This is a genomic window from Leeuwenhoekiella marinoflava DSM 3653, from assembly GCF_900129005.1.
Taxonomy (GTDB): domain Bacteria; phylum Bacteroidota; class Bacteroidia; order Flavobacteriales; family Flavobacteriaceae; genus Leeuwenhoekiella; species Leeuwenhoekiella marinoflava.
In genome coordinates, this window is record NZ_FQUN01000014.1 from 36,163 (window position 1) to 49,524 (window position 13,362).

The following is a 13,362-nucleotide window of genomic DNA, read 5'->3' on the forward strand; positions in this document are numbered from 1 at the left end:
CATTTTAATTTCGCCGCTCAAACTTTTGTTATGGCAGGTAATACATTTGGAAAATTATTTACGCTAACCACTTTTGGTGAATCTCACGGTGAAGCTATAGGTGGAATTATAGATGGATGCCCTGCGGGGGTTGCTATTGATTTGGATTTGGTTTACCGCGATATGGAACGTCGCAAACCGGGTCAGTCTAAGATTGTTACCCAGCGTAAAGAGCCAGATTCTGTAAATTTCTTTTCCGGGATTTTTGAAGGAAAAACCACAGGAACTCCTATTGGTTTCAATATCGTGAATACCAATCAGAAGTCTCATGATTACAGTCATATCAAAGATACCTATCGTCCTTCACACGCAGATTATACTTATGATCAGAAATATGGTATACGTGATTACCGTGGAGGTGGTCGCTCGTCAGCTAGAGAAACTGCTAGCCGTGTTGCTGCAGGAGCCATAGCAAAGCAGGTTTTAAAGGATGTGAAAATAAATGCGTTTGTAGATCAAGTTGGAGAGATACGTATGACAACGCCGTATCAGGAACTTGATTTTGATAAAACTGAAACAAATATCGTGCGTTGCCCAGATGAGGCTTTCGCCGAAAAAATGATTGATAGGATTAAAGAGATTCGAAAAGCTGGAGATACTATTGGCGGTACGGTGATGTGTGTGATTCAGAATGTGCCGGTAGGTCTAGGAGAACCCGTTTTTGATAAATTGCACGCTGAATTAGGAAAAGCGATGCTTTCTATCAACGCTGTAAAAGGTTTTGAATACGGAAGCGGTTTCCATGGAGCTTCAATGCTAGGAAGTGAACACAATGATCTTTTCAACAAAGATGGAAGCACCCAAACCAATTTAAGCGGCGGTATTCAAGGTGGAATAAGTAATGGAATGGATATTTATTTCCGTGTAGCCTTTAAGCCGGTTGCTACCATAATGCAAAACCAACCCACAATTGATAAAGAAGGTAATGAAACCGAAATGCAAGGTAAAGGCCGTCACGATCCTTGTGTGGTTCCCAGAGCGGTACCTATTGTTGAAGCAATGGCTGCTTTAGTTCTTGCAGATTTCCTTTTGATAAACAAAGGTTCTAAGATTTAATTGAATCTTTAGTAAAACAAAAAAGCTTCCGGATTTTTCCGGAAGCTTTTTTGTTTTACGACTTATTTATTTTTCTACAAAATCTACGTTTTACTAACAATTATGTATCAAAAGAAGTCTTAGGCTTAATCTAAATAAGGAATTTGTTTATCTTTCACGTCATAGAAAAATCTTCGAGTAAACCGTAAGGGTATTAAAATGTACATTTTTGCTTTCCTAGCAATAATTGAACAGCTAAATCTCGATAATCGAAAAGAAAACACCTTTTATGAAGAAAATAGCATTGCACTGGAAAATAATTATAGGTCTGGTTTTAGGTATAATTTGGGCTTTAATTTCCAGTCAGTTAGGATGGAGTCAGTTTACGATAGATTGGATTGCTCCATTCGGTAAAATATTTATCAATCTTTTAAAACTTATTGCGGTTCCGCTGGTGTTGTTTTCTATAATAAGTGGTGTGGCAAACTTAGGAGACCCTGCAAGTTTAGGGAGAATGGGAGGTAAGACGCTTTTGGCTTATCTGGTTACTACCGTTTTAGCCGTGGGAGTAGGTTTGTTGCTTGTGAACTTAATAGGTCCGGGTAAGCTTGTAGATGAGCAAAGCCGAATAGATAACCGTATCAGTTATGAGATTTGGGCTGCAGATGAAGGCTATGAGATCAAAGATGGGGTAAACTACCTTCAGGATCCTAAGTTTATGGATCGTGCTCGTGAAATTTCAGATTTATCCAGAAGCGAACTCAAAGATGCTTCGGTAAACGACAAGATGAAAACTGCTGATGCTGCGAAAAAAGCGGGTCCGCTACAGCCTTTAGTAGATATAGTGCCGGATAACTTTTTTAGATCTCTAGCAGATAATGGTTTAATGCTACAAGTGATATTCTTCGGTTTGTTTTTTGGAATAAGCATGTTGTTTATAGACCCTAAAAAATCAGCTCCTGTAACCCGTGCAGTAGATGGAATAATGGAGATCTTTCTAAAAATGGTAGACCTCACAATGCAGGCTGCTCCGTTTTTTGTTTTTGCATTATTAGCCGGTGTTGTTAGTCAAATGGCCGGTAATGACATCGGTAAAGTGGTTGAAATATTTAAAGGCTTGAGTTGGTATTCTCTTACGGTAGTAGGTGGTCTGGCTCTGATGGTATTCGGTATTTATCCACTTATTTTTAAATTTTTTGTGCGCAAAGTATCTTATTTTGGTTTCTTTAAAGCAATGGGACCTGCTCAAACTTTAGCCTTTTCAACATCAAGTAGTGCAGCGACGCTTCCGGTTACGATGGAATGTGTAGAAGATAATCTGGGCGTAGATAAAAAAGTAACCAGTTTTGTACTGCCTATAGGAGCTACTGTAAATATGGATGGTACATGTCTGTATCAAGCTGTAGCGGTTGTTTTCTTGGCTCAATTACATATGATAGACCTAACTATCGGTCAGCAGCTTACTATTGTGCTAACAGCGACTTTAGCGTCTATAGGTTCTGCTGCAGTACCTAGTGCCGGTCTTGTAATGCTCATTATTGTATTAGAATCTGTAGGCTTAAATCCCGCATGGATTGGTATTATTTTTCCGGTAGATCGTATTTTAGATATGTGCCGAACAGTAGTGAATGTTACCGGAGATGCAACGGTGTCTTCAGTGATAGCAAAAGGGGAAGGATTATTCAATTATAATCCTAATAAAGAACCCGAGGCAGCCTTTGATATCGATGAGAAATAATTAAAAAATCTGATTATTAGTGATTAATGTTTTGTTTTTTCGAAATAATTATTAATTTCGAAAGACCCAATCTATTATAGTTGGCCCTACACGACTACTTGACTTACCATTTATAAACTTAAATGCGTAAGTATGAAGCATTTTTTACTTTTCTTTTTTATCGGAATTTTACAAGTATCAGCTCAGGTTGGTATTGGTACGACAAACCCTAGTGCTGCTTCTATGCTAGAGATTAGCAGCAAGTCATCAGACGGAAACTTTAAAGGTTTGATGCCTCCCCGTGTTACAGTGGCTCAGCGTGATTTGATTGATGCTACAGAAGATGATACGGGTTTGATGGTTTTTGTAAACGATCTTGATGCTACAATCTTTGGGCTTCAAGTCTGGAATGGTACTTTTTGGGAAAATATCTATTTACTTCAAAGTTCATTACAACCCACAGAAGTTTCCTTTACACTAACTGAAACTTCCCAAAGCGAAAGTGACGCTGGGATTGACTTAGAATTTAATATTACTAATCCATCTGCAAGTAATGGATTGACCATTACAGTCGCTGCTTCATCGTATAATGATCTGGTTGAAAGTGTTGCCCAAGTCATAACAATACCACCAGACAGGCAGGTTTTTAAAGCTATTAGTATTTTTTCTTTAATTGATGACACAGAAGTTGAAGGGAACGAGCATATTGTTTTTTCAATCACTAACGCTAGCGGTGGCTCAGGAGCACCGACTATTGGTGTGGATTCTGTGTTTGATTTAACAGTGGTGGATAATGATGTAAGCGTTTGGATTAATGAAATTCATTACGATAATGTAGGTGGTGATGTTAATGAACGAATTGAAATCGGAGGCTCTGCAGGTATTGATTTAACGGGTTATAGGTTGGTTCATTATAACGGTTCTGGAGGGACGATAATTTCAACAAAATTTATCTCTGGAATTATTGTAGAAATCAGTAATGGCCTTGGAGTAAAAAATATTAATTTTAGTAGTTTACAAAACGGACCTGACGCAATTGCCTTGGTTGATCCATCAGGAAATGTTATTCAATTTTTAAGTTATGAAGGTGAAGTAACAGCTACCGAGGGCCCGGCATCTGGAATGACTGCTACACTATTACCCATTGATCAAGACCCAGAGCCATCTATAGGTTTCTCTATGCAACTTACAGGGGCCGGAAATTCATATGAAGATTTTATCTGGGATATATTACCAGATACCATTGATGAAATCAATTCAGGTCAAACGTTCAACTAACTCAATTAAATTTTTACAGTCGTAAGTAGGTTTTGCAGCAAGCGGATATTTGTACTTTCCGTCTCGTGAGATGAATGCTGTTTGGAATCCGGCTCGTTGAGCGCCGGTAATGTCCCAGCCGTGAGCGGCCACTAGTAAACTTTCAGAAGCGTGAGTATTCATTTCGTTTAAAACAAAATCATAAGGTTTCGGGCTTGGTTTAAAAGCACCTGCTTCATCCACACTAAAAACCCTCTCAAAATAAATATCTAATTCAGCAAAGGCTAATTGCTCCATAGCTACGCCAAGATTTCCGTTTGTCAAAGCGACTAATTGAAACCCCTGACTTTTTAATGCTTTTAACGCTTGTGCACTATCTGTATGTGCAGGTAGTTTTCTGATAAGATGCAAAACATTGATAATTTCGTCTTCAGGTATTATTTTTTTGAATTTAGCAGCAGTCATTTCAAAAGTAGCCTGAGCAATCTTGCTAAAGTCTTTGTGGTTTCCAGTTACCGTTTCAACCAAAGAGTAATGGAGTAAACTGCTGAACCAAATGTCAAAGGCTTGCTCATTGCTTAACAAAACATTTATACGTCGTGCCAGAGGTTTTAAATCGAGTAAGGTCTCGTTTACGTCAAATAGGATGAGTTTTGGTTTCAAAAACTTGAATTAAAGATTGATGTTTTGACTTTTAGGATAACGCACTTCATACGAGAAGTTTTTAGTAACCGAAGCTTTTGGAGTGAGTTCTAGTTTCCATTTTAAGATACCGGTTTTCTCGTCATACGCAGCATCTGCGGTTTCCTGATCAGAAACTTTGATATCTTTGTTTTGAGAAACCGGAATACGATCTTCTAAAACCATATTAATCACAGAACTTTTATTATTCCTAACTGAAATTTCATAAGCCTTTGCCACTACACGAGTTCCGCCTAAGAATGATTTGCTTTTAAAGTTATCTTTCTTCTCACGTTTTACAATGATGTTAGGATCAATTCCTAAAGAGATTTCTAAACTGTCTGTAGTCGCAAGCGGATTTATAGCTGTCTTGCCTGCGTAGCTTCCTTCAAAATAAATATTGGCTTCGCCTTGCAGTAAATCATAGCGTTCCCAGTCTGTAACTGTTGCGGTGAGAAATACATTTTCATTAAGCTCTGGAGCTGCATAATGCTGGTAGCTTGCAGGCAAATTAAATTTGTCAATTTCTATAGTGGTGATGTCTGCATTTGAAACAATCGTATAGCGTTTTTTAATCTCAAAACGGGTATTTGTCAGGCTTTCCTGTTTGGCTTCAACATTCTCGTTGTAGGATTCTGAATTAATAGTAACTCCTGCAGCTCTTCCTGCTAAAGCACCTACTACTGATTCTTTTTCTTGTGTACCATAACCTACAAGTACAACTTCATCCAGCGACTCGTTGTTAGATTCCATTTGAACATTCATCATAGAGCCGTGAATGGGTATAGATTCTGTATTAAAACCCACATAAGAATATTGTAGCTCGCTACCGCCATTATTGCTTACCGAAATACGGTATTTCCCATCAAAATCTGTTGTAGTACCATTTGTGGTTCCTGTTTGAGCGACATTAGTTCCCGGTAATGGTGCGCCAGAGTCGTCAGTAACAATACCAGAAACACTTCGTATAGTTGGGTTGTATTTATAATTCGTTCGGTTTACGGCACTGGTTTTTCTATAATAAGTGTTTACAAAATTGAGATATTTAGGTTGCAAGTCAGGTTTAAAATTATTGGTGTTGGGATCTCCGGTTGAGAGAACCAACTTCACATTGTCCCAATCTATGCCGCTTTGTTGATACACATTGGCTTTATAGTTTAGTTAGATAGGGCTTGCGGTACTTTCTGCGCGAATATCGTATAGCGGAAACCACCCTGCATTCTGAATGATATACGACAGTTCTAAGTTGAGGTTGGTAGCACGTTCACTTTGTAGTTTTACAGTAATTTCACCGCGTGTTTCTTTTCGAGAATCATCAAGATTATTCATTTGCTGACGGTAATCATTGATCTTTCGATCTAAGTCTTGCACTTCACGTTTTTGCTTGTAGATGATGTTTTGAATTTCGGTGCTGCGCTGGCGGTAATACGCACTTATTTGTTTTACTTTTTCCAAAGAAAGATCGGTATTGTCACTATTTATGCGTTGGTTTTCACTGAGTAATTTAAGTTCACGTTCATAACCTTCAATGGTGTTTTGAATAGAATTCTTTTCGTAAAGAAGTTGGTCTAAATCTGTTTTTAGACTCTCATATTCGGCGGAAACAGTTTTTTTATCTAGATAATCTAAGTTGAATGTAATTGAAAGAATACTTGCGTCATCAAGCCCTCGCAACTGAATACTGTTTTCTAAAATATCTGGAGAAAGATTGTCAAAAACCAATTCGTTAACTCCTGATTGTATACTTACAGATGAAGAACGTTCTACAGTAGCCCCTTGTAAAAAGACCGTGACTTTTTCAATTTTTGAATTTTGAGCAAGAGGTTTTTCCGAAGCAATCGATTTTGGGTTGCTAAAAAAAAGGTAAAATAAGAGAAGTGATAGCATTCGCATGGAAAATATATTTTCCTTAAAAATAAACGAAAAGTTTAGTTTTAGAATACTTTTACGCGAATGATAGTGATTTATTAATCTAAAAATCTGGACTTAAGTTCTGGAGTGGGAATCATACAGCTTTCTTTTTTGCCAAACCATTTGTAACGGTTTTTGGCTATATAGTCATAAACTGTATTTCTAATGAATTTAGGAACAATCATAAATCCAAAAAGCAATGGGTAGCCCTTGTCTAAATACTTCGCAATATGCAAAGCAGCAGAAGATTTAACCGACACCTTATCACCGTCAATAAGAACTATAGAGTCTGTTTCTGCGGGATTGATTTGATGTTTTTTAAGTAAATGCTGACCAGTTTCTCCCTGTAAAGAAGCAAAGCTAAAGATCGATTTAGGATCGTGTTTGATAATGAAATTAATCGCACCATTACACAGATTACAAACTCCGTCAAAAAGAATGATTTTGGTTTCCATTATTTTTTGCGTTGTACCAGTTCTAAAGTATCTACATCCACATTAGTTGTGAACATGCCATAATCAACAGTAGCTTTTCCTTTTTCAATTTTATCTATGGTTCCCACAGCTCTACCATCTGGTAAGCGCACGCGATCACCAATTTTGAGTGTTACTTTTAGCTTCTCTTTTTCAATTTGAATTTCTTTCTGCTTCTCTACTTTTTTCTTCTCTCTAATGACTTCAACTTTTTTTTCAGCCTCTTGCTTTACCTTTCTTTCTTTAGCTTTTTGAGCACGTTTTTGCTTGGCATTGAGTTTTTCCCGCTTAGAATTTTCAATCTGTACCACTTTATACAATTCGTCAAGTAGTAGTTTTTTATTCTTATTGGTAAAAAACTTATCACTTATATCATCTAGCTTTTGACCTAAATAAATCAGGCGTTGGTTACTGTCGTATAATTCCTGATAGCTTTCTAACTTTTCCTGAATACGCGCATTGGTCTTATTGAGTTCTTGCTTTTGCTTAAGCGCTTCTTGTTCTTTGGTTTTTAGTGAGGTTGTAGTTTTTGCTAGTTTACTACGCTCTTTTTGAAGATCTGCAATACTCTTGTCAAAACGTATTTTACCACGTTCTACTTTCTTTTTAGAACGATTTATTAGTGAGTACGGAATACCATTTTTTTGTGCAACCTCAAAAGTAAAAGAGCTTCCGGCTTCACCAACAAAGAGTTTATAAATCGGTTCTAAGGTTCTGGAATCAAAAAGCATATTAGCATTGGTAATGGCTTCCGTCTCATTTGCCATCATTTTTAGATTGGCGTAATGGGTAGTAATTATGCCATAGCTGTTACGCTCGTAGAATACTTCGAGAAAGGTTTCGGCAAGAGCTCCACCCAATTCAGGATCACTACCTGTACCAAATTCATCAATTAAAAACAACGTTTTATCGTCACATTTCCGAAGAAAATAGTTCATGTTCTTCAGGCGGTAACTATATGTACTCAGATGATTTTCTATACTTTGATTGTCACCAATATCAGTGAGAATTTTTTCAAAAAAACAAAATCTTGAATATTCGTGAACAGGAATAAGTAAACCACTTTGTAGCATTACCTGTAAGAGGCCTACTGTTTTTAGAGTAATACTTTTTCCACCTGCGTTAGGACCGCTAATCACAATAATGCGATTTTGCTCATCTAAAGTAATGTCTTGTGGAAAGGTTTTTTCACCGCGTTTTCTGTTGTTAAGCAGTAGCAATGGATGGTAGGCTTCTTTGATTTCTAACTCCCGATCCTGTGTTATTTTTGGTAAGACAGCATCTAATTTTTTTGCATATTTGGCTTTCGCTGAAATAACATCTATAGTGCTCAAGAGCTTTTGATAATCTTTAAGCAGCGGTATAAAAGGGCGTACAAAATCAGTCAAAGCTTTTAAAATACGCTTAACTTCTTCCTGTTCATCGTATTGAAGATTATTGAGTTCGCGCTGATGCGACTGTGTGGCTTCCGGCTGAATATAAACAATACTTCCGGTCTTAGAATTCCCTAAAATTAAACCTTTTACCTTGCGACGATGCATCGCTGAAACAGCAAGAACGCGCACATTGTCTACAATAGATTCTCTTATTTCATCTAAATACCCATAAGATGAATAGCTTGATAAGGCAGATGCAAAACTACTGTTTATCTTTCCTTTCACTTGATTGATTGCACGGCGTGTTTGCTGTAAAAGGGGAGAAGCATCATCTTTAATCTCACCGTATTTATCTACAATGGTATTTATCTCATCGGTAAGAATAGTGGTGTATTCAGTTTCTCTTACTGTTTGATAAAGCACCGGGTACACTTCCTGAAATTTTCTAAAATAGCGCAAATGACTATTAACAGTTTCAGAAAGACTTCCTATTTTTCTAAAACTTCCCACTTCAAGAATCGTGTCTTCAATCCCTAGCATTTTTAGTTCGTGATCAAGTGCGTCAAACCCGTGATTGGGAATAGGTGTTTCGTGCGTATCAGAGTTGATATATTCCTGAGTTTGGTCAAGAGCAAAAAGCGTTTTCTTGTAGCTGCTTTTAGGAGCCAGTTTTAAAGCTTTTACCTTTCCCATATCTGTTATGCACAATTCACTAAGCTGTGCGCAAACGGTATGAAATTCTAGATCAGATAATGTTTTAGGGTGAATTTTTATCATAGTGGGTTGCCTGTTTTAAGGCGAAAACTAAGGTTCTTTAGTTTTAAATTGATTTGTGAAATTTTAGATAAAGAAATTAAAATAACAGTTTACAAAATGCTATTTTGATCTTTATAATAGTTCTCCATATTTTTAAAGAAAAGCAAATTTAAGACATTCATGAACGTTGACATAGATCCCAGCTGGAAAGCTGTATTAACCGAAGAATTTGATAAACCGTATTTTAAATCACTAATACAATTTGTTAAAGAAGAGTACACATCTTTTAGGTGTTATCCTAAAGGGAAAGACATTTTTAAAGCCTTTGATCTTTGCACTTTTGAAGCTGTAAAAGTGGTGATTTTAGGACAAGACCCCTACCATGGTCCCGGTCAAGCTCACGGTTTGTGTTTTTCGGTACCTGAAGGAATTAAAACGCCGCCTTCTTTAGTGAACATTTTTAAAGAAATAGAAGCTGATTTAGAGAAGCCTAATCCAGATTCTGGTAATTTAGAACGTTGGGCAAAGCAAGGCGTTTTATTACTGAACGCGACGCTTACAGTTAGAGCTCACGAGGCCGGTTCTCATCAGCATAAGGGGTGGGAAATTTTTACAGACCGGGTTATAGAGCTGGTTTCTGAAAAACGAGAGGGTGTGGTGTTTATGCTCTGGGGCGGTTATGCTAAAAAGAAAATTAAAAAGATAGACACTGCTAAGCACCTTATTTTGACTAGCGGTCACCCTTCGCCCTTAAGTGCTAATAGAGGTTATTGGTTCGGTAATAAGCATTTTAGTGAGGCAAATAAATATCTGGAAGATTTAGGGGAGAAAACCATCGACTGGTAACAATAAAAAAGCGACTCTATTTAAGGGTAGAGTCGCTTTTGTTAGGTTTGATTTGAGGTCGACTTAAGAAGCTTTGTTAAAAGCTATTTGCCGAGTCAAGGTTGATTGTTTAGGGGTTACATGCTTTTGTGACTTTTCAGTCACGGGTCCACCTGCAACACTAAATTTAAATAACAAAAAATTAATGATTAACAAGACGCCCAAAATACTAAAAAATGTAACCATTGTTCAATAATTTTGATTGTTTGATTAATTTGGGGTAAAATTGAACATTTTTTTTGATGTAAATGCCAAAATATTTGTAAATCTTTCATTAATTGTGAGTTAAATAAATAAAATAAAACTACTTTTTATCGATAGATTTGAGTTTAGACAGGTGTTTTTTTACCAAATTAATTTCTTCTTGAGGTAATTGTTCTTGTGACCAAGTAGTTAATAACAACCATTTTTTTATGTCTTCTAGCTTTTGTTCATACCGCTCAGAAAGTAAGTGTTCAATGCGGTTAAGAAGCTTAAAGTTCTTTGTTTTTTCATTCAATACTTCGAGAAATTTATTGATAGTTGTGGAGTGATTCGCTTTGTATTTGTCGGTTGCTGCAATTACAAAACTTGACCAAGGTGTAGGAAAATCACTTACACGTCTAAAGATTTTTTTATCGACTAATGGTTTGGTTGTGAAATGTTCCCACATAAAATACTCTGCTTCTCCGGCAGTAAGTGCTTCAACAGCAGTATCTATATTATTTACAACTACGCATTCAATTTCTGAAGTGTTCCATCCTAGTTGTTCGGCTTGAATGTAAGCCATAGTATGACTTCCTGAACCATACCTGCTAATTGCAGGTCTACTGTTTTTTAGGTCTTCAATGGTTTGAAAACTACTATTTTGAGCTACATGAACTCCCCAAATTAAAGAACTGGATACATAGTTTTGCACTATGCTAGATGGATTACCGTTGTCGATATCTTTGATGATTCCTTCTGTTAAGATGACCGCAAGGTCAATTTCATCGCTACGCAAAGCAGCATTCATAGCTCCGGTTCCCCCGGGAAATTCTACCCATTCTACGTGAATGCCTTTTTCAGCAAAAAGCCCTTCTTCTATACATAAATGGATAGGTAGGTTAAAATGCTCTGGCACACCGCCTATTCTTAATGTGGTCATACTTTAATTTTTAGATTTTAAATACTCATAAATAGCATATTGTGAACGAATAGCTTTTTCTCCAGGCTCTTTTTCTATATAATTGTTTGATTCAGCCTCATCTTGTATGCGAGCTTTAGTATTATCTGCTAGTTGTAGTTCTAAAATTTCTTTTAATTCTGAAAATAAATCTTGATCATAAATGGGAGTAAGCACCTCAATACGACGGTCTAAATTACGGGTCATCCAGTCTGCTGAGCCTATATACATTTGCTCATCGCCACTGTTATGAAATAAATAAATACGACCGTGCTCCAAATACCTATCTATTATAGAAGTCATATAAATGTTGTCACTGAGGCCTTTAACGCCGGGAATTAAGCTTGTGAAACCGCGTACAATCATACGAATTTTTACACCGGTCTGACTGGCTTTGTATAGCAACTGAATCATGTCTGGATCTTCCAGGCTGTTCATCTTTGCAATGATTTGCGCTTTTTTACCAGCCTGTGCTGCTTCTATCTCATTATGAATGAGATTCTCAAATGATCTTCTGGTAGTAAATGGTGAAATCAGTAAATGTTTATTTCTTGGTATTATCAGTTCGCCTTCCAAAACTCTAAAAACGCGTTCAAGTTCTTTAGTAATTTTTTTATGTGCCGTAAATAATCCGTGATCGCAATATATTTTAGAGGTTTCTCCATTAAAGTTTCCTGTGCCTATATAAGCATAACGTCTTGATTTTCCTTCTTCACGTACAATCATCAGTATTTTTGAATGAACTTTTATACGTGGATAACTGTAAATTACACGCGCACCCTTTTCTTCAAATTTTCGACCCCAGGTAATATTATTTTCTTCGTCAAAACGAGCTTTAGCTTCAATAAAAATGGTGACTTGCTTTCCGTTTTCTATTGCTTTTAAAAGAGATGTGGTTAAGATAGATTCATCTGCGACGCGATATAAAGAGATTTTTATCTGCGTTACTGCGGCATCATTGGCAGCTTGCTCAACCAATTGTTCTACATAGTTGAAAGACATGAATGGAAAGTGCACCAACTGATCTTTCTGCTGAATAGTTTCAAAAAAGTTTGTTGATTTTTCGAGCTCACGATGTTTGATAAACGGTTTTTTGTCATAATGCAAAGCTTCATTTTTAGTAGGATCAGGGAATTTAAAAAAGTCATTAAAATTATGATACCTTCCACCGGGCATCATATCTATTTTTCCTAGATTCAATAATTTCCGCAAGCGTTTCGCTGCCGGTTTAGGCATAGATGCATCGTAAAGTAAGCGAGTAGGTTGGCCCTCTAGTCTTTGCTCTAATGATTTGTAAATACGTTCTGCAAGAATTCCGTCTAGCTCATCATCAATATAAAGCTCTGCATCACGAGATAGTTTGATCTCGTAAACACCTTCAATAGTTTCAGAATTGAAAATATTATCGATTTCATACCGAATAATATCATCTAAAAAAGTGATGTTATAAGTCTCCTTAACTTTGCCAAGATCTACAAAGCGTTCATTAGTATCTGTTGGTATTTTTACAAAACCTAGTTTCTTAGCATCTGTGAAAGTTACACAGAAATACAGTACCTGATTTTCAAGGAAAATCTCTTTGTCTTTAGAAAGATCAACAACTATTGTTTCAAGATTATTTTTAATATGAGCAATAAACCAAATGTTAGCCAATTGCGCCTGAATATTAGTATACTTTTCTGAAGGAACCAGCACGATATTATTTTCAGCAAGTTCAGGGATGATCTCTTCATTATAAATTCTGCCAAATTCTTCTTGTTGTTCTTTTACTATGGCAAGAATTTCTTTGACAGTCTTATTAGGCCTAAGGGCTAATTTTTTACGGATGCTTTTTTCTACCCGTTTCATCTGTCTGAGCTGACTTACGCGAACACGAAAATATTCATCTAAATTAGAAGAATAAATGGCTAAAAATTTTATACGCTCATAAAGCGGGTTGTGCTCTTTATCTTGCGCTTCTTGTAAAACACGGGCATTAAAACTAAGCCAGTTTAAATCCCTGTGTTTTAAATTATCAGCCAAGTCTATTTCCATAAGTAGTCTAGGTTTTTCCCAAAAATACGAAAGGCTTTAACGGCCTGAATTAAG

General features: G+C 36.6%; 10 protein-coding genes and 1 pseudogene. 4 read left to right on the top strand and 7 right to left on the bottom strand.

What is annotated here, in order from left to right:
- The first annotated feature begins 30 nt into the window (after positions 1-30).
- The 3 genes from aroC (at position 31) to BUB91_RS13330 (ending at position 4,069) form a co-directional block, all read left to right on the top strand.
- Positions 31-1,095, top strand: a complete 1,065-nt coding sequence (gene aroC, locus BUB91_RS13320; RefSeq protein WP_073099789.1) for a chorismate synthase — start codon at positions 31-33, stop codon at positions 1,093-1,095.
- A 268-nt stretch (positions 1,096-1,363) separates the two neighbouring features.
- A complete protein-coding gene (locus tag BUB91_RS13325) occupies positions 1,364-2,812 on the top strand; it encodes a dicarboxylate/amino acid:cation symporter (protein WP_073099790.1) in 1,449 nt (482 codons plus the stop codon).
- Positions 2,813-2,944: 132 nt separating this feature from the next.
- Positions 2,945-4,069, top strand: a complete 1,125-nt coding sequence (locus BUB91_RS13330; protein WP_073099791.1) for a lamin tail domain-containing protein — start codon at positions 2,945-2,947, stop codon at positions 4,067-4,069.
- Here the strand turns inward: BUB91_RS13330 and BUB91_RS13335 are convergent.
- The 5 genes and pseudogenes from BUB91_RS13335 to BUB91_RS13350 all read right to left on the bottom strand — a co-directional run bounded on the left by BUB91_RS13335 (position 4,049) and on the right by BUB91_RS13350 (position 9,266).
- The gene (locus BUB91_RS13335) at positions 4,049-4,711 is read right to left on the bottom strand and encodes a haloacid dehalogenase type II (protein WP_073099792.1); all 663 of its coding nucleotides are present in this window, start codon (positions 4,709-4,711) and stop codon (positions 4,049-4,051) included. The two genes, BUB91_RS13330 and BUB91_RS13335, sit on opposite strands and share 21 nt — an antisense overlap.
- A gap of 9 nt (positions 4,712-4,720) precedes the next feature.
- A pseudogene (locus BUB91_RS21315) lies at positions 4,721-5,878 on the bottom strand (mucoidy inhibitor MuiA family protein); the annotation flags it as partial.
- A gap of 12 nt (positions 5,879-5,890) precedes the next feature.
- Positions 5,891-6,616 (bottom strand): DUF4140 domain-containing protein, encoded by a 726-nt coding sequence (locus tag BUB91_RS21320; protein ID WP_241652616.1) that lies wholly within the window; start codon positions 6,614-6,616, stop codon positions 5,891-5,893.
- An 80-nt stretch (positions 6,617-6,696) separates the two neighbouring features.
- The gene (locus tag BUB91_RS13345; RefSeq protein ID WP_073099793.1) at positions 6,697-7,095 is read right to left on the bottom strand and encodes a thiol-disulfide oxidoreductase DCC family protein; all 399 of its coding nucleotides are present in this window, start codon (positions 7,093-7,095) and stop codon (positions 6,697-6,699) included.
- Positions 7,095-9,266: an endonuclease MutS2 gene (locus tag BUB91_RS13350; protein ID WP_073099794.1), complete on the bottom strand. Its 2,172-nt coding sequence runs from the start codon at positions 9,264-9,266 to the stop codon at positions 7,095-7,097. Before BUB91_RS13350 ends, BUB91_RS13345 begins: the two co-directional genes overlap by 1 nt.
- Positions 9,267-9,425: 159 nt before the next feature.
- Between BUB91_RS13350 and ung the strand changes: the two genes are divergently transcribed.
- Positions 9,426-10,091, top strand: coding sequence for a uracil-DNA glycosylase (gene ung, locus BUB91_RS13355; protein ID WP_073099795.1), 666 nt, complete (start codon positions 9,426-9,428; stop codon positions 10,089-10,091).
- 343 nt (positions 10,092-10,434) lie between these two features.
- On the opposite strand, the gene BUB91_RS13360 is transcribed toward ung, so the two are convergent.
- Together BUB91_RS13360 and ppk1 are read right to left on the bottom strand one after the other, a co-directional pair.
- The gene (locus tag BUB91_RS13360) at positions 10,435-11,256 is read right to left on the bottom strand and encodes a substrate-binding domain-containing protein (RefSeq protein WP_073099796.1); all 822 of its coding nucleotides are present in this window, start codon (positions 11,254-11,256) and stop codon (positions 10,435-10,437) included.
- Positions 11,257-11,259: 3 nt separating this feature from the next.
- Positions 11,260-13,308 (bottom strand): polyphosphate kinase 1, encoded by a 2,049-nt coding sequence (gene ppk1 / locus BUB91_RS13365; RefSeq protein ID WP_073099797.1) that lies wholly within the window; start codon positions 13,306-13,308, stop codon positions 11,260-11,262.
- Positions 13,309-13,362: the final 54 nt, after the last annotated feature.

Coding starts and splice junctions, on each gene's coding strand:
- BUB91_RS21320 (WP_241652616.1), bottom strand. CDS start 6,616: ATGCTATCACTTCTCTTATTTTACCTTTTTTTTAGCAACCCAAAATCG.
- BUB91_RS13350 (WP_073099794.1), bottom strand. CDS start 9,266: ATGATAAAAATTCACCCTAAAACATTATCTGATCTAGAATTTCATACC.
- BUB91_RS13330 (WP_073099791.1), top strand. CDS start 2,945: ATGAAGCATTTTTTACTTTTCTTTTTTATCGGAATTTTACAAGTATCA.
- BUB91_RS13325 (WP_073099790.1), top strand. CDS start 1,364: ATGAAGAAAATAGCATTGCACTGGAAAATAATTATAGGTCTGGTTTTA.
- aroC (WP_073099789.1), top strand. CDS start 31: ATGGCAGGTAATACATTTGGAAAATTATTTACGCTAACCACTTTTGGT.
- ung (WP_073099795.1), top strand. CDS start 9,426: ATGAACGTTGACATAGATCCCAGCTGGAAAGCTGTATTAACCGAAGAA.
- BUB91_RS13345 (WP_073099793.1), bottom strand. CDS start 7,095: ATGGAAACCAAAATCATTCTTTTTGACGGAGTTTGTAATCTGTGTAAT.
- ppk1 (WP_073099797.1), bottom strand. CDS start 13,308: ATGGAAATAGACTTGGCTGATAATTTAAAACACAGGGATTTAAACTGG.
- BUB91_RS13360 (WP_073099796.1), bottom strand. CDS start 11,256: ATGACCACATTAAGAATAGGCGGTGTGCCAGAGCATTTTAACCTACCT.